This window comes from Nostoc sp., assembly GCF_036919895.1.
Lineage (GTDB): Bacteria > Cyanobacteriota > Cyanobacteriia > Cyanobacteriales > Nostocaceae > Nostoc.
Genome location: NZ_JBALBW010000027.1, coordinates 1 through 20,987 on the forward strand (window position 1 = coordinate 1; position 20,987 = coordinate 20,987).

Sequence of the window (20,987 nt, forward strand, 5' to 3'; positions counted from 1 at the left end):
ATAGTTTTCAACGCTTCTGGCTAGGTTTTTCAATCATATTTTGGCGATCGCTAGCAATCAAAAGCGCCCTTCAAAAGCCTGAAATGACCTATTTAAGTTAATACACAAGATACTTCTTTTGTACAGTGCGTAAGTCCTATTTTCATATATGACGCGATCGCTCAGTCCTTCCTCGTATCCACAAAGCTAGTACACTCATTAACAACACCCCCATCACTCCTTGCAGAGGATTATTATTCACACCAGTTACCCAATCAGGAACTTCACCAGAATATTTCACTAATTTACCCACATTAATAATGTAGTAGCCCCAAACTAAACCACCATGTAAACCAATTGGAAAACCCAAGCGTCCCCTCCGCCAACGCTTTCCCCATACCTGCGTTAACCCCAGCAGTACTAAAGCTGGAAATTGCGGCAGTGTATGAATAATTGCTTCCAAGGGTTTAATAAAGTGCAATGCAGCAAAGGCAGTTGCATCTGTCCACAGTGCCACACGCGGGCTGTAATCTCGTTGTAATTCATCTAGCAACCAGCCTCGGAATAACAATTCCTCAGCAAATCCAACACCTAAGCCAACAAGTAAACCCTCTAAAATTACTTTCAGCAAAAAAACTTTCGGTTGTTGCCACACCAACCAACCCAACAAACCTTCTACCCCAAAAAGGATCAGAATATTAATTATCCCTATAGCCAAGCCACGCAATAAATCTACACCGTTTTGCCGCGTGAATTCTAAACCATAACGCCGCAGAATTTGGGGCTGTTGGTAAACATATTTACCCCATAGTCTCAGGAGAAAAATAAATATTACATATAACAACACCAATGTCAATATACTTTCTAAATTTGAATCATCCACTAGTAAGTATATTGGTGTAGCCAATGGCAACCATAGCAGCGCTAAATTCAAAATAAAAGCACCCAGCCTAATAGGGGCAGGGCGTTCAGCTAAACGGACAAGGTTTTTTTTCATACCAAATAAGCCACCAATCACCAGTCAATACTCTAAATTTCTCCTAATGACCAATGACAAATGACTATTCATCAGGTTCAATCGTGCTACTTAAACCATGACTTATCAATGTTTCGCAATAAAACTCAGCGTGTTCCAGAGCGCAAGTAATGACTAAAGCTAGCCCGTTACTATGGGCTTCCATCATGATACTCACAGCTTGGGGTTGGGTAAGGCTTGGTACAGTGGCTATTAGTGACTGCACAACATGCTCCATCGAGTTGTAGTCGTCGTTATGGAGCAAAACGCGATACCGAGGCGCGAGCTTACGGGTTGTGGAAGGCTTTTGAATAGTTTCAACTGACACGGCTCTTTGCTCTTTTCTCGTTACTTCACTACAACAAAGTCTCTGTTTTGCGATCGCTTAACAGTTATTTACCTATTCTATAGTATTTCTGTTCAGATACTATGCTAGAAAAACCGCTCTACTTAGTTTTGCATAGCCACTTGTGAGGCAGATATCTTACACATCGTTGCCATGAGAGTGCTACCCTAATCTTACAGAAGCTTCCTTAAACGTACCCATTTTCATCTTTAAGATTAAGGAAGTTGTCAAATAATCCTTGCCCCTGCCCAAACTCCATAATGATGGACATTAGCCTAGATTTTCTTCAACCAGGACAAATTGTGTCTTTAGAGCATGGCGACAAAAATCTGTATGCAGAAGTCATTCAATTTGTAGTTTCCCGCCAGTTGTGCTGGGTGCGTCCTTTATTAATGGTTACTTTGATTCCAGAATCGCCGCTAATTACCGATTTGCGTGATGCGTCTGACTTGCTTTGGCCTGCAAATTTATTTCGACCAGCATTAGACACAGAGGTAATTACCTTCTTGAGCCAAGTTTTAGCAAAAGAACCAAAAACCGAAACTGACTCAGCCGCCAAGCAGCAACTCAATCAATTTATTCACCAAATGTGGCAAGCATCTCAATAGACATGGGGCAAAGGATATGACTGGAAGTTACCAAAACTTGTTTTACTAACTCGGAATTTTGATTACTTCAGTATTCATCAAATTCAGTTGACATACCTCTATGCATAAGCAGTTAGGAATATCCAAAGCTAGGAACCAACTTAATTCTACCAGCATCCATCTCTGACATTAATAATTCTAGAGCTTCGTAGTCAACATCAGAAATGTAACCCAATTCTGTCAACTCTGAGTTGATTTCATTTTCGATCTCAGGAGTTAGTTTTTTAATGTCAAGAGCTTTTTCTACCAACTTACGAATAGCGTACTTAGTTCTCATAAGCAATACATCCAACTGTAATATGATACTAGTTATCCCAGATGATTCTCAGTATAAAGAGCGATCCAAACACTAAATTTGTTGTGACATATATCACATTTAACTAGTTAAGTAGATAATTCGCTATGACCCTGGCGTATGCCATCAGCAACGCTCAAGTGGCAGATTTAACTTACTGTTAAGACTTCGCTAAATTAGCTTGAGTTATAGACTAAGCAAGTTTTATCAGCATAGTTACTGATGATGTGTTTGCTCTATGGCTGTCTATGTTGATTGTTTTTGAACTGAGATAAAAAAAAAGTATATATGAACACATTTTAGCCTGGAATTATAACAATCTTTAAACAGAGATACCAAAGAAATAAAGATTCAGCAAAGAGAGCTAATACATAAGGTCGATGCAACAGAATAGAGTTTATGTTCAAATAATCCTTAGCTTGACGCTTCAATAATTCTCAATAGGATGTAACTATGCAAGCAGTGCTTAACTATCCCAAGATTGCAGTCATTCGCCCCCAAGGGTGTTTGAATGCTACAAACGCCTTGGAATTTGAACGAGATATGACTACAGCGTTGGCACAAAATGATATTTCCATCTTGGTAGTAGACCTCGCAGCAGTAGAATCGTTAGACAGCGCGGGGTTGATGGCATTGTTATCTATACACAAGCTAGCTCTTAGTTTAGGAAGGGGTTTCCGACTTTGCGCTGTTGCTCCGTCAATTAGAATTATTTTTGAACTAACGCAACTAGATGGAGTGTTTGAAATATTGGATGGTGAAGTTGACTTAGCTACAACATAAACTTTATGTAAAAGCACAAAGGTCAGTTAAAAGTGGACTTTATGTAAAGGAGTTATAAGTTACAACGATAAATTATGTTAGAAGACCAAATTCAATGCTAATGTTGGCTTTGGTAGCTGTAATTAAGGTAGCTAGAAGATAGCAGAGTGGCTGTTGCAGTTGAGAAATTAATAACATCGGATATTTTAAAACCAGGGCGTTACCTTGGTAATGAGCGTTTAGCAGTACATAAAGCTTGGGATAAGGCAGCAATACGCTGGGTCTTAACCTACCCAGAAGTATATGAAGTCGGTGCATCCAATTTAGGGCACATTATCCTATACAACATCTTGAATGCTCAACCGCGTCAATTGTGCGATCGCGCCTACCTCCCAGGAAAAGACCTGGCGGCCAAACTACGCGAAACTAATACGCCATTGTTTGCGGTAGAGTCAAAGCGATCACTCACAGAATTCGACATTTTAGGTTTTAGCCTCAGTTACGAACTGGGTGCAACTAATATCCTAGAAATGTTGGATTTAGCTGGAATTCCCTTGACGTGGAGAGAACGCCAACAAGCATGGGGAGAATTTACGAATCTCCAATCCCAGTTTCCATTGATTTTTGCTGGCGGGCAAACAGCAACATCGAATCCTGAGCCTTATGCTGACTTTTTCGACTTTATCGCCCTTGGAGATGGAGAGGAACTGCTACCAGAAATTGGTTTGGTGTTGGAAGAAGGCAAACAAGCAGGATTGAGTCGGCAAGATATATTACTGGATTTGGCACAAATACCAGGCGTATATGTTCCCCAGTTTTATGACATGGCAAAGGATGGTTCAGTTCATCCTTGTCGCCCTGACGTACCAAAACGAATTCTGCGCCGGGTTGCAACTCCCATACCAGCATATTCCATTGGCTTAGTTCCCTATGTAGAAACGGTACACGACCGTTTGACCATTGAGATTCGGCGTGGTTGCACTCGTGGCTGTCGCTTCTGTCAACCAGGAATGCTGACTCGGCCAGCACGGGATGTAGAACCCGATAAGGTTGTAGAAGCAATTGAACAGGGAATGCGGGCAACTGGTTACAATGAGTTTTCCCTCCTATCTCTGAGTTGTTCTGATTATTTATCCCTACCAGCAGTGGGGATGGAAATCAAAAATCGCTTAAAAAATGAAAATATTTCTCTGACTCTACCAAGCCAACGGGTAGACAGATTTGATGAGAATATTGCCAATATCCTTGGAGGTACGCGGCAAGGTGGACTGACTTTTGCTCCAGAAGCTGGAACTCAGCGAATGCGAGACATCGTAAATAAAGGTTTGACCAATGAAGAATTATTGCGGGGAGTAAAAACCGCTTGGGAGCAAGGCTGGGATAAAATCAAGTTGTATTTTATGATTGGCTTGCCGGGTGAAACGGATGTTGATGTTTTAGGTATTGCGGAAACAGTCAGTTGGCTACAGCGAGAATGTCGGGGCAAAGGCAGAAGACCTCTGAACTTTAACCTGACGATTTCTAACTTCACGCCCAAGCCCCATACACCATTCCAGTGGCACTCAGTTTCTACCACAGAATTTAAGCGCAAACAGAACCTGTTGCGGCAAGAATTCCGTCGGATAAAGGGAGTAAAGGTAAATTTTACCGATGTCCGTATTTCGGCAATGGAAGATTTTGTGGGACGAGGCGATCGCAATTTGAGCAAAGTAGTCCGCCGAGCCTGGGAATTGGGTGCAGGGATGGATTCCTGGTATGAAAATTTAGATCAAGCTTTTAGCGCTTGGGAAGATGCGATCGCGGGGGCCGATCTAGATTGGAAATACCGCCAAGTAGAAAATGGCGAATGGAATTTGTTTCACGCACAAGAACAGAACAAATCGTCAGATGCGGAAAATACCCAATTCCTCGCTGCTCACTCGCTAGATATTCCTCTACCTTGGGATCATATTGATACCGGGATTGATAAAAAGTGGCTCAAAGAAGACTTGCAACGCGCCTTAGAAGCTGCAATTGTACCCGACTGCTCTTTTGAAGGTTGTTCGCACTGTGGCGTATGTGGAACCGACTTTGGCCATAACGTCGTGATTGAATCACCTGCTATCCCTCAATTTGCTGGCGAGTTTGTACCCAACACAACTAAGGCGCAAAGACTGCGAGTTTGGTTTGGAAAACAAGGTAACATGGCTTTGGTAAGCCACCTAGATTTAATCCGTTTGTTTGACCGAGTTGTGCGGCGAGCAGGTTTACCAATTGCCTTTACTGGTGGATTTCATCCAATGCCGCGAATTTCTGTAGCAACTGCTTTGGCTCTAGGGGCTACTAGTAGTGGTGAAATTGCGGATTTTGAGTTAACCGTACCAGTGGACATCGATACTTTTCGAGAAAAATTGGTTCGAGAAATGCCCACAGACATACCTGTATATAATGTGGAGCAGATAGATTTAAAAACTCCGGCAGCTACTCAACTGCTAGAAACCGCAGAATATTTAATTACTGTAGCAGCACTTGAAGAAACAACACCTATACAATGGCAAAAATGGACTGATACCATCAAAGCCAAAGATGAGCTTTGGTACGAGCATACAGCAAAGTCAGGCAAGAGCCAGTTGATAAATCTGCGCGATCGCTTATTTGAACTGGAATTAGTAGAAACCCACAAAAGCGTTGCAGAATCTATATCTGTTATTCGTTATGTAGGTAGCTATCGCCAAGATGGTTTTCTCTTGCGTCCTGAACAAATCCTGTTTATGCTAGGGATAGTGGCTAGTAGAGAATTTCAACTCTTACACATCCACCGCAATCGGCTAATTTTAGCGGTATAATCCCTGTAGGGCAGCTTGCTAAGTAGTTGTCTTAACATGGCACATCGTCGGAATTGATTTTTAGCAAGGTTGCGTTAGAATGGGGTGAAGAGAATTTTTCTGGCGCTGCATTGAAATTAGCTGGTTCACTACCCTGGTGTTCAGGGGGCGAAAGCAAAGATAGAAGAAGTGCAAATTCTAGGATTTTATCCCAGACAAACTGAGGCAGATTAAAGAAGACACACTCTCTCTATAGCTACCTTGTGAATCAGTAACTAACAGCAGGCTCGGTTAGCTTCTCTAAATCCATACTTTTTCAACAACTGCTGAATGTCTAATCCACAGTATTGCCCAAGAGCTAGCGCGTTACTCTTCTAGAGTTGTTCGCCCTTGGTGTTACCGTAGGGAAACAACTACTGTAGGTTAAGCTGATTTGCAGACGTTCACCAGACGCGCAAAGCGCGGCTTAAAAGTAGGGTAGCAGCTGGCGTTGCTGAGTATAACCCTAAGAATAAATCCAGGAATGGAAAATAGAAATAGTTTCTTTTTCTTAACGACTTCAGTAGGTTACTCTCAAAAAAAGCTTCCTGAGTTAAAACTCACTCAGGATTCAGAACTTTCAACTCAGAACTCTCTTTATTGAGAGTATTGCATCACAAATCAACCACAGACGGTTGATTTAATAGCTTAAATATGCAGCCGTTCTGGAATAATCCGCCGTGGAAACGCTCTTAAGAGCGCCAATAGCTATTTAACTTAGAACATCAGGTTTGCGATTTTTATCATCAGTAGCGCCTTTTGAGGGTTGCAAGGGCAACAAAGGTATAAAAAACCTCCAGACCTATTGGTGCTGCCAATTTTTGAGGAAATTGAATGCCAAAACAAATTATTATCGCGGAACAGCACCAGATTGCTGCTGTATTTTCTGAAGATCAAATACAGGAACTCGTTGTTGCTACAGGTCATCACCAAATAGGTGATATCTACTTAGGAGTAGTAGAAAACGTATTACCTGGGATAGATGCGGCTTTTGTGAATATTGGCGACCCAGAGCGCAACGGTTTTATTCACGTCACCGACTTGGGGCCATTGAAGCTAAAGCGTACCGCCGCAGCCATTACAGAACTATTAGCACCACAACAGAAGGTTTTGGTGCAAGTAATGAAAGAGCCAACGGGGACAAAAGGCCCCAGGCTCACGGGTAATATCACCTTACCCGGACGCTATGTAGTACTGATGCCTTATGGTAGGGGTGTAAATTTATCCCGACGAATTAAAAGTGAAAGTGAACGCAACCGCTTGCGGGCGCTAGCAATTTTGGTCAAACCGGCGGGAATGGGTTTGCTCGTGCGTACAGAAGCCGAAGGCAAACCAGAAGAAGCGATTATGGAAGATTTGGAGTTGCTGCAAAAACAATGGGAGGCGATCCAGCAGGAAGCGCATTCTACCCGTGCCCCAGCACTGCTCAACCGAGATGATGACTTTATCCAGCGCGTATTGCGAGATATGTACGGCGCGGATGTAAATCGGATTGTCGTAGATTCTAGTACTGGCTTAAAGCGCGTCAAGCAGTACTTGCAGAATTGGAGTGGAGGTCAAACACCGCAGGGGTTGTTGATTGACCATCACCGCGATCGCTCCCCAATCTTAGAGTATTTCCGCATCAGTGCTGCGATTAGAGAAGCCCTGAAACCCAGAGTAGACCTACCTTCTGGGGGTTACATCATCATCGAGCCAACGGAGGCATTAACCGTAATCGATGTTAACTCAGGTTCCTTCACGCGATCGGCAACAGCCAGAGAAACAGTTTTGTGGACAAATTGCGAAGCTGCAACAGAAATTGCACGCCAGTTGCGTCTGCGGAATATCGCCGGAGTCATCGTTGTTGATTTTATTGATATGGAATCACGGCGCGATCAACTGCAAGTTCTCGAACACTTTAATAAAGGACTCAAAGCAGACAAAGCTCGTCCCCAGATTGCTCAACTCACCGAACTGGGTTTAGTAGAACTGACCCGCAAACGTCAGGGGCAAAATATTTACGAACTGTTTGGGGAAACTTGTCCCACCTGTGGCGGTTTAGGACATACAGTGCGTCTGCCTGGAGAACTCGAAAACCGATTACCAATACCCGCAGAAACACCAGAGCGTGAGCGTCTTGTATCCCTACCTCACCGAGAACCACGTCAGCCATCTGCCCGCATCCCGGAACCACGAGAAACTTATGATGGATTTGGGGAAGCATTTGACGGCGACTCAGAATCAAGTAATTTAAATCTGCTCAATCATCCTAGTTATCAAGAACTTAATGATAATAAGCGTCGTACCCGCACTCGCCGCAGTAAAATTGGCATCAATGGGTTAAACGGGAAAGATGAATCGCGGGTTATTGCCAATCCACTAGCTTTTGCCAACGAGCCAGATTTAGACCTTGATATAGAACCAGAACTAGGAGTTGCACCAGAAATTCCCTCCCCCACCCTTGGTAAACCAGGTTGGAGTGAAAGAGGAGAGCGCACTGTAGAGCGCACTAGAGTTATCAAGGCAGACCCAGTTAAACCAGTGGTAGAACCACCGGAAATTAGAACTGTAGAAATGAGTCTCCAAGAACAGGATATGTTTGCCTTGATGGGAATATCTCCCTTGGTGAAGCTAGATCAAGAGGTTAAAAATACCAAGTCTGTGATTATTAACGTGATTCAGCCCGGTCAAGTGCGAACGACTCCAACTGAATCCATCTCAGAATCACCCATTGCCCAAAGAGCAATACCTGAAGTAGTTGTAACCAAGTTACCAATACCAAAAGTTATTGAGCCAGAACAAAAATCTTTAATAGAAGAAACAACTGAACAACCTGAGTTGACTGCCAATCCTTCGGAAATCTTGTCTGTGAAAGCTTCCCCGATCGCAGATGAAAGTGATGCCAACAACGCCGTCAAGGCGATCGCAGATGAAAGTGATGCAAACAGCGCCGCTAGTGCGATCGCAGATGAAAGCGATGCAAACAGCGCCGCCACTGCTAGCCGCCGTCGCCGCCGTCGTTCCTCAGCGATCGAGGATAATTAATTTGCTTTATGGTAGAAACATCACCAACGCTCTTGGAACAATCCAATTGGCTGGAGTTTTCTACCTTGTTAGGGATTCCAGGATTGGTTGCAGGTGTGGATGAAGTAGGGCGAGGCGCTCTATTTGGCCCGGTGGTGGCGGCAGCAGTGATCCTACCAGATCATGCTTTGCCAATACTGATGGCAGCTAAAATTAAAGACAGTAAAAAGTTGTCTAGTTCTCGAAGAACTCAGCTAGCACAGCAAATTTGTGGGCTGGCTATAGATTGGAAAATTGGGTTTGCTTCTACTGCCGAAATTGACAAGATAAATATTTTGCAAGCGACACTATTAGCAATGAAGCGGGCTGTACTGAAGTTAAAGGTACAGCCTGTACTCTGCTTGGTTGATGGTAATCAGTTAGTCAAAGACTTGCTATTGCCACAACAAACAATAGTTAAGGGAGACGAGCGATCGCTCGTTATTGCCTCTGCTAGTATTGTTGCCAAGGTTTGGCGTGACGATTTGGTAATGCGTCTAGCATTGAAATATCCTATGTACAACCTAGAGCGTAACAAGGGTTATGGTAGCCAACGGCATTTGCTGGCTCTGCAACAATACGGGCCATCGCCCCTACATCGTCAATCTTTTCGTCCTTGCCAAATCAAATTACCGAACGCTGAGTGATTAAATGATTACTCAGCATTCAGGATTGGCAATTCAGTACTCTCACTGTCAAGTTTTCTATCTTTAGTTTGTGATATCACCCAGTAGCGATAATCCGCCAAAAGTTGATTTAATAACCGTTGTTTAACCGACAACAGCACGCTTTTGAGCAAACCATTACCAGTAGCTTCTAAAATCGGCTTCGGAGTAAAGGAAAATGGTGGTGGTAAATCCACCAGCACTTCTAAATCAGCCCTTCCTTCCAGACGAGTGCCACTACTAAACTCTTTGGGAGACAAATGCCCTTTTAAATTAAGGGTAAAACGCTGGTTAATATACTCGAAACCCAGAATTTCACAGCCTAGCGATCGCAAATAAATTATTCCATTTGATTCGGCCCAAACTCTCATGTCTACAGTCGGTTGAATGCTCAATGACATAAAAGTAAGCGGACGCATTTTCAAGCGAAATACTTCCTCAGAAAGCTGCTGAATCCGGCTGTTGTCAGCCAAAGCCCTAACTAGACGTTGAGGCTGACGTAAGTATTGCTGAATGGGAATAGGCTGCTCTGGAACAGCGATTTCAACCGATTGGGAGGCAGTAAACCGGGTAGCCATGAGCGGGATAAAATATTTGTCTCTTAATTTTAATATTTTTTAACAACTTAAATCTGATTATTAGAAAACTACAAAATTATCGTTGCTTATCAGCTGTACAGCATTAGCAAAAATTTGGTACGCTCATTACTAATTTTAGAGATAACAGTTTTTACTAAGAGTAAATGTTGGATATATTTGCCCAACCCAAAATATCATAATCTTTATTTACACAATTAAACTCGCAACTCAAGGCTAAAGGCATGACTCTATCGATCGCACATTTAGGGCCTCCTGGCACTTACGCAGAACAGGCAGCTGTTCTTTATGTCAACTGGTTGACTAAAAGTACGGGAGTTGAAGCTACGTTATGTCCCTATCCCACCATCCCGCAATCACTGCGTGCTGTTGCTGATGGTAAAGCTCACTTGGCTGTTGTGCCAGTAGAAAATTCTATTGAAGGGAGTGTTACCACAACACTGGATACACTCTGGCAGTTAGACAGTTTGCAAATTCAGTTAGCTTTAGTATTACCGATTGTTCATACCTTAATTTCTTGTGCGTCTAGCTTGGATAAGATTAAAAGTGTTTACTCTCACCCACAAGCTTTGGCACAATGTCAGGGATGGTTAGAGCGGTTTCTCCCGACTGTACAGATTATTCCCAGCAATTCTACAACCGAAGCACTACAGAGATTAGAGCAAGAGACAACAACAGCTGCGATCGCTTCTAGTAGAGCCGCTCAACTCTACAACCTACCCATACTTGCCACTGGTATTAACGACTATCCAGAAAACTGTACTCGTTTTTGGGTCGTAAGTCAGGGTGAGGCGATCGCTGGATACCAAACATCAACTACATCTACCAGTCACACATCGCTGGCTTTTAGTATGCCAGCCAACACACCCGGAGGATTAGTCAAACCTTTACAAATTTTTGCTCAACTAGGAATTAACCTTAGCCGAATCGAATCTCGTCCGACGAAGCGATCGCTAGGCGAATATTTGTTTTTTATGGATTTAGAAGCAGATGTCAATGAAGCACAAATGCAATCTGCTTTAGCAGAATTAACTACCCACACAGAGATTTTAAAAATTATTGGCGCTTACAATGTTCTGCCGATCGGTGCTTTTTCCTGAGAAGCTTAGAAGTTATCAGTTAGGGAATATAAATTATAAGTTATCAATCTTGTATTATTTGTTATTTTTCCTAATTCCCAAACTCCTAACTCCTCATTTTTCATTAAACGTGTCTTTGAGAACAGAGCGAGCTGCTAAATGATTACGAGTAGAGGTTAAAATTTCTGCTTCCCGCTCTAGACGAGTTGCAGTATCTTGCATTTCTAGCAATAACTGTTGCTCTGCGGCAACACCGTAAAGATTACTGGCTACCCAATAAGATAGTTCTGTTGGTAGATCGGGCAAATCTTCTGGTAGTTCGATATTTTGTTCGGTTAATTTACCTGATAGACGCACAACATCTCGCAGTAGTTGTTCTACCTCAGAAGACAAAGGATGCAAATCTTTAGTTGGTGCTTGATCTTCAATCCACTCAACTAAGCCAACACGGTATGGCTTTTCACGAACATACTCTAATACACGAAATCTTTGCTGCCCTAAAGTCAACACCTTGATTCGATCATCTGGCAACCGTTGGTGATGAACGATTTCTGCACAGCAACCAGTGTTTGCAATTGTACCTTTGACTGGATCGAACATCAAAACACCGAACCTGCGATCGCTCTCCAAAATCGTGTTCATCATGATTCGGTAGCGAAATTCAAAGATGTGTAGAGGCAATGGTCTAGTAGGAAACAGAACTACTTCGGGTAACGGGAACAGAGGTAGTTCACGAACTGCAATTTTAGAAGATGATGTCATTGTTACCTTGGTATAAACTTAATCTTAAAAATATGTTTTTATCTGCTTTTCCCGTACTTTCTCTACATTCTATCATTTGTTTCCTAGCGAAATAAAAGCCCTGAGACATATTTCTCAGGGCTATCTAAATAGTTATACTAATGTCCTTTGTCAGTTATCCTGTGTTTATTTACAAATGACCAATAACTAATAACTAATTAAAGCTTGACTTCAATATCTACACCCGATGGTAGATCCAATTTCATCAGGGCATCTATAGTCTTAGAAGAAGGCTGGTAAATGTCAATAATCCGGCGATGAGTACGGGTTTCAAAGTGTTCCCGTGAATCTTTATCTACGTGAGGCGATCGCAGCACACAATAGATCCGGCGTTTTGTAGGTAAAGGAATTGGGCCTATGGCTGTAGCGTTAGTGCGGTTAGCTGTGTCTACAATCTTCTCGCAAGATGTATCTAATAAGCGTCGGTCAAAAGCTTGTAAGCGAATTCTAATCTTTTGCTGCTGTAGAGTTGCCATCTTTAATTTTCCAGGTTCTGCGTAATTAGGGGATTATTTACAGGTTAAAGGTTACAGGGTAAAGGTTACAGAAAACTATTATTTGTCCCCTGTAACCTATTACCTTATTTATAGAGGGAATAGAAAGGAGCAGAGATGAATTATACCATCTCTGCTCCTTTGTTATGAGCGAAAAGGTGCTATTTGATAATTTTGGAGACGACACCAGCACCGATGGTACGTCCACCTTCACGGATAGCGAAGCGCATTCCTTGTTCAATAGCGATCGCGTTGATCAATTCTACTGTCATCTTGATGCGATCGCCTGGCATCACCATTTCTACTTCTTTGCCTTCATCGGAGATATAGGCTTTGATAGTACCAGTTACATCGGTTGTCCGTACATAGAACTGGGGACGGTAGCCAGCGAAAAATGGAGTCTTACGACCACCTTCTTTTTCTGTTAGGACGTACACTTCACCTTCAAATTGAGTGTGAGGTGTAATTGAACCTGGTTTGGCTATCACCATACCGCGCTCGATATCTTCTTTCTTGAGACCACGCAGTAGTACACCCGCGTTATCTCCAGCCAGACCTTCGTCGAGGCTCTTCTTGAACATCTCAATCCCGGTAACGGCGGTAGTCCGAGTGTCTTTGAGACCAATTAGCTCGACAGTATCGCCAACCTTAACTTTCCCGCGTTCAATCCGTCCAGTAGCTACAGTACCCCGACCTGTGATGGTGAACACATCTTCTACTGCCATCAAGAAGGGCTTATCAATATCCCGCTCAGGAGTGGGGATAAAGGAATCCACAGCATCCATCAAGTCGTAGATTTTATCTACCCAAGGATTTTCACCTTTTTTGGTCTTAGGATTCTTGGTCATTGCTTCGAGAGCTTGTAGACCAGAGCCTTTGACAATGGGGATATCATCGCCAGGGAAGTCATAGCTGCTTAATAGTTCTCTCAGTTCTAATTCTACTAGTTCCAAGAGTTCTGGGTCATCCATCAAGTCTTCTTTGTTCAAGAATACAACCAGACTGGGAACGCCCACCTGTTTTGCTAACAGAATGTGTTCGCGAGTTTGGGGCATAGGGCCATCGGTTGCAGCCACTACAAGAATGCCTCCATCCATCTGAGCAGCACCGGTGATCATGTTCTTCACATAGTCAGCGTGGCCTGGACAGTCTACGTGAGCATAGTGCCGATTTGCGGTTTCATACTCAACGTGAGCGGTATTGATTGTAATACCCCGTGCTTTTTCTTCTGGCGCGTTATCGATTTGGTCGTAGCCTTTAGCTGTAGCTTGACCAAGAGCCGCCAAGGTCATAGTGATGGCTGCTGTTAACGTGGTTTTACCGTGGTCAACGTGGCCAATAGTACCGATATTGAGGTGGGGTTTATTTCTTTCAAACTTTGCGCGTGCCATGAATACTCATTTCCTTATTTTAACTAAGCGTTCCCTTTGCTTTTTGCAATGATAGTTTCAGCTACGCTCCGAGGCACCTCTTCGTAGTGGCTGAACTCCATTGTGAAGGTACCCCGACCTTGCGTTTTTGACCGGATATCAGTGGCGTAGCCAAACATACTCGCCAGTGGAACTTTAGATGTTACCTTAGCAAGTCCCTTTTCGGTGCTTTGGCTTTCAATCTGCCCTCGGCGGGTGTTTAGGTCGCCAATGACGTTACCCATATAGTCTTCAGGAACTTCAACTTCAACTTTCATCATAGGTTCTAAGATGACAGGTGAAGCTTTCAGCACAGCCTCTTTCATCGCCATTGAACCAGCGATTTTGAAAGCCATTTCTGAAGAGTCTACATCGTGGTATGACCCATCAATTAGCGTCACTTTAACGTCAATCAACGGATATCCAGCTAGAACACCGGATTCGCAGCTTTCTTTCATTCCTTGTTCTGCTGGGCCAACGTACTCTTTAGGTACTGTACCGCCAGCAATTTTGGAGACGAATTCAAAGCCAGTACCGGGTTCTCCAGGCTCCAAATTGATCACAACGTGACCGTATTGACCTTTACCACCACTCTGGCGGATGAATTTGCCGTCAACTTTATTCACAGCTTTCCGAATTGTTTCTCGGTAAGCTACTTGCGGTGCACCTACATTCGCTTCCACCTTGAATTCTCGTAACATCCGGTCTACTAGAATTTCTAGGTGTAGCTCTCCCATCCCCGCGATCACGGTTTGGTTTGTTTCGGGATCGACGCGGACACGGAAGGTGGGGTCTTCTTCTGAGAGAGATTGCAGAGCCTTGGACAACTTGTCCATGTCGTTCTTGGTTTTGGGTTCAACCGCCACCGAGATCACAGGCTCAGGAATGAATAGGGATTCCAGAATTACTGGCGATGCATCATCACAAAGAGTGTCACCTGTCAAGGTGTCTTTCAATCCCAGAGCTGCTCCCAAATCTCCCGCTCTCAGTTCATCGACATCTTGCCGATCGTCTGCCTTCATGAGAACTAAGCGGGAAATCCGTTCTTTTTTATTCTTACTAGCGTTGAGAACGTAGCTGCCCTTTTTCAGGACACCAGAATAAACGCGAACAAATGTTAGGCGACCGTAAGGGTCAGCCATAATCTTGAATGCCAGAGCCGCTAAGGGTTCGTTGTCATCAGCCCGGCGCTCAACAGTATCGCCATTGGGCAGTAAGCCTTGAATGGGTGGTACTTCACTTGGCGCTGGCAGGTAATCGATAACGGCATCCAGCATCAACTGCACGCCTTTGTTTTTGAATGCTGAACCGCAAAGTACTGGTACAATTGTCCCCGCAATTGTGCCTTTACGCAGGGCAGTCCGAATTTCCTGTTCTGTAAGTTCTTCGCCCTCGAAGTACTTAGTCATTAGAGCATCGTCGGTTTCTGCTGCGGCTTCTATGAGCTTGGCGCGGAATTCGTCTACCTGCGCTTGCAATTCTTCCGGGATATCGGTTTCCTGGATATCGGTTCCTTGGTCGTTGGCGTAAATGTACGCCCGTTGACCTACTAGGTCAACGATCCCTTGGAAGTCGTTTTCACTACCAATTGGTAGTTGAATGGCGATCGCATTTGCCCGCAGGCGATCGCGAATTTGCTCGTGAACTTTATAAAAGTTCGCTCCGGTGCGATCCATTTTGTTGATAAAGGCGATCCGAGGAACTTTGTAGCGTTCTGCTTGCCGCCACACTGTCTCAGACTGCGGTTGCACGCCGCCCACAGAACAAAATACTGCGATTACGCCATCCAACACGCGCATGGAACGCTCAACTTCAATTGTGAAGTCTACGTGACCCGGAGTATCGATAATGTTAATTTGATGATCTTTCCAGCTGGTACTGATAGCAGCCGCAGTAATGGTAATTCCCCGCTCCCGCTCTTGCTCCATCCAGTCTGTGACGGCAGTTCCTTCATGAACTTCGCCAATTTTATGAATTATCCCAGAGTAAAATAATATTCTCTCTGTTGTTGTTGTCTTGCCCGCATCTATATGCGCCGCAATACCAATGTTGCGTACTTTGTCTAGCGGGATCGTGCGTGCCACAGCTACCTCCTATAGTTTTTGCCTCATGATATCTTGTATATTACTCTTTGTTAAGATTCTATACTTTTACGGAAAACCGTCTTTGTTTTTGTAAATCCACGATATACCGCTTCGGCAAGGCGATATATCGCTTTTTTACTTAATAACGATAGTGAGCAAATGCTTTGTTAGCTTCTGCCATCCGGTGCGTTTCTTCGCGTTTCCGAATCGCATTGCCAGTTTCGTTGGCAGCATCCATTAACTCATTTGCCAATTTACTTGCCATTGTCCGGCCTGGTCTAGACCGGGAATATTGCACTAACCAACGCAGTGCTAGGGTAGTACCCCGTTCTGTACGCACTTCCATTGGTACTTGGTAGGTTGCTCCACCTACTCGCCGAGCTTTTACTTCTACTAAAGGCGTTGCATTTCGCACTGCTCTTTCAAAGGTTTCTAAAGCACCGTTACCAGTGCGTTCCTCAATGGTTTTCAATGCTTCATAAACAATTCTGGCGGCAAGTGATTTCTTGCCATGACGCATGATCCGCCTGATAATCATGCTCACAAGGCGACTGTTATATACAGAGTCAGACGGAACTGGGCGCCTTTGAATAACACCACGACGAGACATACTTCACCTTTAATTCGGAATTTGGCAACGAAATTATATGCTATCAGACACCGGAAACCAAAAGCTGTGGAACCCAACCCTCAGACTTTTTCAATTTTGTTTTCGACTGTTGCAGCAAGGCTGACCTATTGACTGCCAATTTTGGATTAGAGTTTTTGGTAGACGTTCCGACCACAAGGATTGGAAAAAATCAAAAGTCTGTAAGTCTCATCCCCTTGTGGGTTCGACCAATCCAAAATTGCAAATCTAAAATCTAAAATTCATTGACTTGCTACCTGCAACTAAATACTCACGGTGACAAGATTCTAAACCTTAATGTTCAGATAAGAATTATGCTGTGGGTTACAGCCTTCTCCTCAGAACTTCTACACTTGCTCGCTTAGTGTAGGTGTAGCTTGCTTGATTTTTTTAAACAGACATGAGCAGCTTTCATAACTGCTCTTAGAACACAGACCCTGATAGTTTTTGTCCTTGAGCGTTTTTAAGGTAAACGATTAATCGTGTTGGGTGCGATTAATCGCCTAATCCTATTTTTTCGCTGCTGCTTTTGGACGCTTGGTTCCATACTTGGAACGCCCTTGTTTACGGTCTTTGACTCCGGCTGTATCTAGGGTGCCACGGATAATGTGATATCTCACACCTGGTAAATCCTTAACCCGACCGCCACGAATCATCACAACTGAGTGTTCTTGTAAGTTGTGACCAATTCCTGGAATGTAAGCTGTAACTTCAAATCCAGATGTAAGTCTGACTCTTGCTACTTTCCGTAAAGCTGAGTTAGGCTTCTTTGGTGTAGTCGTGTATACTCTGGTACAAACTCCCCGACGTTGAGGGCATTGTTTCAGAGCCGGGGACTTGGTTTTCTGACGCGCTTGTTCGCGCTCGGTACGTATTAGCTGCTGTATTGTTGGCATGAGTTACAGCGCGTAAAGCTGCTTATATGTCTAAGTTTTAACAAATCCTGATTATATCGTTTTTTAGGGTTTTATGTCAATTGTAACTTTTCCTTTATTATTAGCAAAATATGGCTAATTAGTGATTAGTTGTGGAAAAGGAATTACCACAGCCACAGGTTGCGATCGCTTGGGGATTGTGGAAGCGAAAACCACCACCCATTAAGTCTTCTGAATAATCCACCCTCAAACCGTTGAGGTAATTTAAACTTGTAGCATCTATGACTACTTTAATCTCATCCAAGTCGAAAACCTGGTCGCCAACTTTTATTGCTTCATCGAAGGACATATCATAAAAGAATCCAGAACAACCACCTGGTTTTACTGCTAATCGAAACAAAACATTTGGCTGCTGCTTGGACTTTATCCGCCCAATTTCACTTGCGGCTGCTTGACTCAAATGAATCATGGAACTCGGTTTTTGCAATTGAATACCCCATCTTCTATTTTACAGACAGATGGGTTAACTCTTACTTCTCGAAAATTCCAAATTACCAAAGTTATGAGCGCGATCGCTATTACTACATTTATAGCACAACAAGCAGAAGTCCTTACCTTAACTAGGTAGGGACTTCTGGGGTGCAGTGGTTCGCAAAGAGTGTTTGCACAAAAATGTATTCAGTTTTTAGATTAGAGCTTTAATCCTTAGTACGGGCATAGTCATCTTGGTAGCGGATAATATCATCTTCCCCTAAGTATTCGCCATTTTGCACTTCAATTAATATTAAGGGAATCACGCCAGGATTCTCTAAACGGTGAGATGTACATTGGGGTACATAAGTTGACTCATTATTGCTCAGTAGTACTTCTTGCTCACCACAAGTCACCCTAGCTGTACCAGAGACGACAATCCAATGTTCGCTGCGGTGGTGGTGCATTTGTAAACTGAGGCGGTGTCCGGGCTTAACTTCAATGCGCTTGATTTTGTATCCGCGCCCTTCTTCTAAGACTGTAAAAGCACCCCAAGGACGTAACTCAGTTGCAGCAATGCCTCTGGAAGTGATAGTTGAAGGTAGGTGTAGAGTGTCAGTCTGTGTAGTTTCTTGATATCGAGCCATAATTACCTCATTTGAAGACATAACAAACCGTCTGTACTCTTAACTATTGATAAAAAATTTGGCGCTATGTTGCAACGTTGGAAATCAGCAAATTTTGTCGCACCTTGATAAACATAGCAAAATCAAACGTTATGGTGTAAATCATCACTACTAAAACTCTTGTATCTACACCAAGTCTTCATCAAGCAAAATAACAGCTTGTTCTAAACTTTAAAAAAAGATTGGGAATTGGGAATTGGTGATTAAGAGACTTCACTTCCCCATTCCCTAATCATCGTGGTTTCAGGAAAACACCAATTCCATTATGGACACGAGCAGCAGTACTAGGCGATCGGTCGAGTAGTTGCCCTCCTAAGTAAAGGCTGGTAGAACTTCCGCCATCCAAATTTAGGGCATCTACACAACCCATCTGTTGCATCAATTGGGCATGTTCTGCCAACGTAGGGCCATAACCGCCGACACGATTATGTGTGGCAGTAATAATTAATGTGCCTGTTGCCGTTGTGCAAATACCGCTACGAATAGCCTTTTCGGCAATAAAGGCATTGCTGAATTTTTCGCCTTTGGCATCGAGAACAATTTGACGATTTTGGACTAATAGCGGCCCGGCTCCAATAATGTGGGGATAACGACTAAAATCAGTGGGAGCAGTGGTGCTGGAAATACTTACTGCACTTCCAATAGGCAACTGTGAGGCAGTACTAACAGCGTTAGCGCGTAAAGTTAGTAGGTAGCCATCTTGGGGAATGGGAACGGCCGTCTCACCAACTTTGCCACCTGGTAGCTGTTGAGTAATTTGGTCTTTCTGTATCACTAAAATGATTTCGTTATCCGTCAAGGGCGTGTAAGTTGCTCCCCAAGCTGGTGTGTAACGGGCAATGCCACTCTGGATGTAGCCACTATTAAGAAACAGAATTGGTAGGCGCTGGTTATTTGCTGTGATTAAAGTTTCTTCTAAGGTGAGACGACCGAAGTAAAATTGGCCTGAATCATTCCAAGCGATCGCACCTCGGTTAAGAATAGGGCCTGATAACCACTGATTATCCCGACGAATCGCACCCAATGGTAATTTGTTATTGCGGTTAAAATAACCACCGTTAATTCCAGCTACTGCTAAGTAACGTTGGGCTGTTTGAATTAAGGGAGCAGTACCAGCAAGCCCATCAGGACTAGCCCACATAGGTTTCAACGTTAGCCCAAATTTACGAGGATTAACTTCTAACCAAACCACCGGAAAACGTTCTGTGCCTAAGTCGACATAATGCTGTCGCCAGCGCAGTCCTGGGGCCCAAGTAATATCTCGCTCTTCTAAAGGATCGGGTCGAATATCGATAATGAGGCGATTGGGGTTAGCGACAGTATTAACTTGAGGCGATAAACCAAAGGGAACGCTCAGACTAATAATCGTTTGGTTTTTCACCACCTCTACTTTTTGAATCAGTGGATCGGGGGCTGGTGGTATTGGTTGTGTTGGTGTAAGTGGTAATAATTGTTTGAGTAAATTTGGCAGCAATGTTGGTGGTGCTGCTGGTGGCTGAGGGGTATAGCGTTCTATTAAAACGGGATCGGCTATTCCATCTAGGGTAATTTTCCACTCTCGATTTGGCGGTGTAGTGGGTTTGATAGTTGGCGTATCTGGATCAGAAGATGGAGTTTGGGATTTTGCGATCGCCGATCCTTGTGCAACTTGCCAAGGAGTTGGACGATCTAAATTGACAAGAATCCGAGTCTGTTGCAAAGGGGTAGTGGTGGATGGAGCTTCCTGACTCTGAACAATATTTGTGATTTGTGCTTTTGGGGTAGCAATCACCAAAATGTTGCCATTGGCTTGGATTTGCCATCCAGATGTTTGAGCAAAATTAGTAATATCCACATAGCGATATGCTCCTACTAACCTGGTGGTTAAAACCAGTGGTGTTGTCACCGACGAAAACCACTGTACTGGTTGCTTCGCTGAATTACTACTGGTTAAGAAATTTACTCCGATTAATTGCCTGAATGGCCCATCACTGAGATGAGTCGTCACCTGACCAGATTTTCCAGTTCGCTGTAACCAAGTTCCTGGTAAAGTACGACCATTGAGAGAAATTTGATTACCAGAGGATGCTACACCCGTTAAAGGAGGTGCAGTTGACTGGGAGATCGGTGGTTTGGTGTTTTTCGGCGATTCCTGGGCGTTGGTAGCATCAGTAGTCGTTAAGCACAGTACTGTTAAAAGTATTGGTGAGACAGTAGCCCGCAAAAATCTGCGATCGCTAATCCCTGATTGGCAACAACTCGGCATTTTTACCATAATTGACTAGGTA

General features: G+C 43.6%; 20 protein-coding genes. 7 read left to right on the forward strand and 13 right to left on the reverse strand.

The window, feature by feature from the left end:
- Positions 1–142 precede the first annotated feature (142 nt).
- Together V7K55_RS04615 and clpS are read right to left on the reverse strand one after the other, a co-directional pair.
- The gene (locus V7K55_RS04615) at positions 143–976 is read right to left on the reverse strand and encodes a CPBP family intramembrane glutamic endopeptidase (protein WP_334828680.1); all 834 of its coding nucleotides are present in this window, start codon (positions 974–976) and stop codon (positions 143–145) included.
- Between the two features lie 64 nt (positions 977–1,040).
- Positions 1,041–1,322 (reverse strand): ATP-dependent Clp protease adapter ClpS, encoded by a 282-nt coding sequence (gene clpS / locus V7K55_RS04620; protein WP_334828682.1) that lies wholly within the window; start codon positions 1,320–1,322, stop codon positions 1,041–1,043.
- 281 nt (positions 1,323–1,603) lie between these two features.
- Between clpS and V7K55_RS04625 the strand changes: the two genes are divergently transcribed.
- Complete coding sequence (locus V7K55_RS04625; protein WP_334828783.1) at positions 1,604–1,948, forward strand: hypothetical protein; 345 nt, start codon at positions 1,604–1,606, stop codon at positions 1,946–1,948.
- A 112-nt stretch (positions 1,949–2,060) separates the two neighbouring features.
- Here V7K55_RS04625 and V7K55_RS04630 read toward each other — a convergent pair whose 3' ends face one another.
- Positions 2,061–2,264 carry a hypothetical protein gene (locus V7K55_RS04630; RefSeq protein WP_094331166.1) on the reverse strand — a complete coding sequence of 68 codons (204 nt, stop codon included), beginning with the start codon at positions 2,262–2,264 and terminating at the stop codon, positions 2,061–2,063.
- A 471-nt stretch (positions 2,265–2,735) separates the two neighbouring features.
- Between V7K55_RS04630 and V7K55_RS04635 the strand changes: the two genes are divergently transcribed.
- The 4 genes from V7K55_RS04635 to V7K55_RS04650 all read left to right on the forward strand — a co-directional run bounded on the left by V7K55_RS04635 (position 2,736) and on the right by V7K55_RS04650 (position 9,579).
- Positions 2,736–3,065 (forward strand): STAS domain-containing protein, encoded by a 330-nt coding sequence (locus V7K55_RS04635; protein WP_334828684.1) that lies wholly within the window; start codon positions 2,736–2,738, stop codon positions 3,063–3,065.
- 146 nt (positions 3,066–3,211) lie between these two features.
- Complete coding sequence (locus tag V7K55_RS04640; protein WP_334828686.1) at positions 3,212–5,869, forward strand: TIGR03960 family B12-binding radical SAM protein; 2,658 nt, start codon at positions 3,212–3,214, stop codon at positions 5,867–5,869.
- Positions 5,870–6,721: 852 nt separating this feature from the next.
- On the forward strand, positions 6,722–8,914 hold the full coding sequence (locus V7K55_RS04645; protein WP_334828688.1) for an Rne/Rng family ribonuclease: 2,193 nt from the start codon (positions 6,722–6,724) through the stop codon (positions 8,912–8,914).
- A gap of 8 nt (positions 8,915–8,922) precedes the next feature.
- Positions 8,923–9,579 carry a ribonuclease HII gene (locus tag V7K55_RS04650; RefSeq protein ID WP_334828690.1) on the forward strand — a complete coding sequence of 219 codons (657 nt, stop codon included), beginning with the start codon at positions 8,923–8,925 and terminating at the stop codon, positions 9,577–9,579.
- 8 nt (positions 9,580–9,587) lie between these two features.
- On the opposite strand, the gene V7K55_RS04655 is transcribed toward V7K55_RS04650, so the two are convergent.
- The gene (locus V7K55_RS04655) at positions 9,588–10,175 is read right to left on the reverse strand and encodes a DUF1997 domain-containing protein (protein ID WP_334828692.1); all 588 of its coding nucleotides are present in this window, start codon (positions 10,173–10,175) and stop codon (positions 9,588–9,590) included.
- Positions 10,176–10,417: 242 nt separating this feature from the next.
- Between V7K55_RS04655 and pheA the strand changes: the two genes are divergently transcribed.
- A complete protein-coding gene (pheA, locus tag V7K55_RS04660) occupies positions 10,418–11,293 on the forward strand; it encodes a prephenate dehydratase (protein ID WP_334828694.1) in 876 nt (291 codons plus the stop codon).
- Positions 11,294–11,386: 93 nt separating this feature from the next.
- Here the strand turns inward: pheA and V7K55_RS04665 are convergent, their stop codons facing one another.
- The 7 genes from V7K55_RS04665 to V7K55_RS04695 form a co-directional block, all read right to left on the reverse strand.
- Entirely contained in the window at positions 11,387–12,034 is a 648-nt protein-coding gene (locus V7K55_RS04665) for an LON peptidase substrate-binding domain-containing protein (RefSeq protein WP_334828696.1), read from the reverse strand.
- 197 nt (positions 12,035–12,231) lie between these two features.
- Positions 12,232–12,549, reverse strand: coding sequence for a 30S ribosomal protein S10 (gene rpsJ / locus V7K55_RS04670; protein WP_008232935.1), 318 nt, complete (start codon positions 12,547–12,549; stop codon positions 12,232–12,234).
- Between the two features lie 179 nt (positions 12,550–12,728).
- Entirely contained in the window at positions 12,729–13,958 is a 1,230-nt protein-coding gene (gene tuf, locus V7K55_RS04675) for an elongation factor Tu (protein WP_334828698.1), read from the reverse strand.
- Between the two features lie 23 nt (positions 13,959–13,981).
- Positions 13,982–16,060, reverse strand: a complete 2,079-nt coding sequence (fusA, locus tag V7K55_RS04680) for an elongation factor G (protein WP_334828700.1) — start codon at positions 16,058–16,060, stop codon at positions 13,982–13,984.
- Positions 16,061–16,199: 139 nt separating this feature from the next.
- The gene (gene rpsG, locus V7K55_RS04685; protein ID WP_094331156.1) at positions 16,200–16,670 is read right to left on the reverse strand and encodes a 30S ribosomal protein S7; all 471 of its coding nucleotides are present in this window, start codon (positions 16,668–16,670) and stop codon (positions 16,200–16,202) included.
- Between the two features lie 527 nt (positions 16,671–17,197).
- The gene (rpsL, locus tag V7K55_RS04690) at positions 17,198–17,584 is read right to left on the reverse strand and encodes a 30S ribosomal protein S12 (protein WP_094331155.1); all 387 of its coding nucleotides are present in this window, start codon (positions 17,582–17,584) and stop codon (positions 17,198–17,200) included.
- Positions 17,585–17,702: 118 nt separating this feature from the next.
- Entirely contained in the window at positions 17,703–18,032 is a 330-nt protein-coding gene (locus V7K55_RS04695; protein WP_334828703.1) for a HesB/IscA family protein, read from the reverse strand.
- Here V7K55_RS04695 and V7K55_RS04700 point away from each other — a divergent pair.
- On the forward strand, positions 18,024–18,191 hold the full coding sequence (locus V7K55_RS04700) for a hypothetical protein (RefSeq protein ID WP_334828705.1): 168 nt from the start codon (positions 18,024–18,026) through the stop codon (positions 18,189–18,191). The genes V7K55_RS04695 and V7K55_RS04700 overlap by 9 nt on opposite strands.
- 70 nt (positions 18,192–18,261) lie before the next feature.
- Here V7K55_RS04700 and V7K55_RS04705 read toward each other — a convergent pair whose 3' ends face one another.
- Positions 18,262–18,681, reverse strand: coding sequence for a cupin domain-containing protein (locus tag V7K55_RS04705; RefSeq protein WP_334828785.1), 420 nt, complete (start codon positions 18,679–18,681; stop codon positions 18,262–18,264).
- Between the two features lie 271 nt (positions 18,682–18,952).
- A complete protein-coding gene (locus V7K55_RS04710; RefSeq protein WP_334828707.1) occupies positions 18,953–20,965 on the reverse strand; it encodes a phosphodiester glycosidase family protein in 2,013 nt (670 codons plus the stop codon).
- Positions 20,966–20,987: the final 22 nt, after the last annotated feature.

Bases quoted from the DNA above. Each gene is read 5' to 3' on its own strand.
- V7K55_RS04615 (WP_334828680.1), bottom strand. From the start codon at position 976: ATGAAAAAAAACCTTGTCCGTTTAGCTGAACGCCCTGCCCCTATTAGG.
- V7K55_RS04625 (WP_334828783.1), top strand. From the start codon at position 1,604: ATGGACATTAGCCTAGATTTTCTTCAACCAGGACAAATTGTGTCTTTA.
- V7K55_RS04630 (WP_094331166.1), bottom strand. From the start codon at position 2,264: ATGAGAACTAAGTACGCTATTCGTAAGTTGGTAGAAAAAGCTCTTGAC.
- V7K55_RS04635 (WP_334828684.1), top strand. From the start codon at position 2,736: ATGCAAGCAGTGCTTAACTATCCCAAGATTGCAGTCATTCGCCCCCAA.
- V7K55_RS04645 (WP_334828688.1), top strand. From the start codon at position 6,722: ATGCCAAAACAAATTATTATCGCGGAACAGCACCAGATTGCTGCTGTA.
- V7K55_RS04650 (WP_334828690.1), top strand. From the start codon at position 8,923: ATGGTAGAAACATCACCAACGCTCTTGGAACAATCCAATTGGCTGGAG.
- V7K55_RS04655 (WP_334828692.1), bottom strand. From the start codon at position 10,175: ATGGCTACCCGGTTTACTGCCTCCCAATCGGTTGAAATCGCTGTTCCA.
- pheA (WP_334828694.1), top strand. From the start codon at position 10,418: ATGACTCTATCGATCGCACATTTAGGGCCTCCTGGCACTTACGCAGAA.
- V7K55_RS04665 (WP_334828696.1), bottom strand. From the start codon at position 12,034: ATGACATCATCTTCTAAAATTGCAGTTCGTGAACTACCTCTGTTCCCG.
- rpsJ (WP_008232935.1), bottom strand. From the start codon at position 12,549: ATGGCAACTCTACAGCAGCAAAAGATTAGAATTCGCTTACAAGCTTTT.
- tuf (WP_334828698.1), bottom strand. From the start codon at position 13,958: ATGGCACGCGCAAAGTTTGAAAGAAATAAACCCCACCTCAATATCGGT.
- rpsG (WP_094331156.1), bottom strand. From the start codon at position 16,670: ATGTCTCGTCGTGGTGTTATTCAAAGGCGCCCAGTTCCGTCTGACTCT.
- rpsL (WP_094331155.1), bottom strand. From the start codon at position 17,584: ATGCCAACAATACAGCAGCTAATACGTACCGAGCGCGAACAAGCGCGT.
- V7K55_RS04700 (WP_334828705.1), top strand. From the start codon at position 18,024: ATGAATCATGGAACTCGGTTTTTGCAATTGAATACCCCATCTTCTATT.
- V7K55_RS04695 (WP_334828703.1), bottom strand. From the start codon at position 18,032: ATGATTCATTTGAGTCAAGCAGCCGCAAGTGAAATTGGGCGGATAAAG.
- V7K55_RS04705 (WP_334828785.1), bottom strand. From the start codon at position 18,681: ATGGCTCGATATCAAGAAACTACACAGACTGACACTCTACACCTACCT.
- V7K55_RS04710 (WP_334828707.1), bottom strand. From the start codon at position 20,965: ATGCCGAGTTGTTGCCAATCAGGGATTAGCGATCGCAGATTTTTGCGG.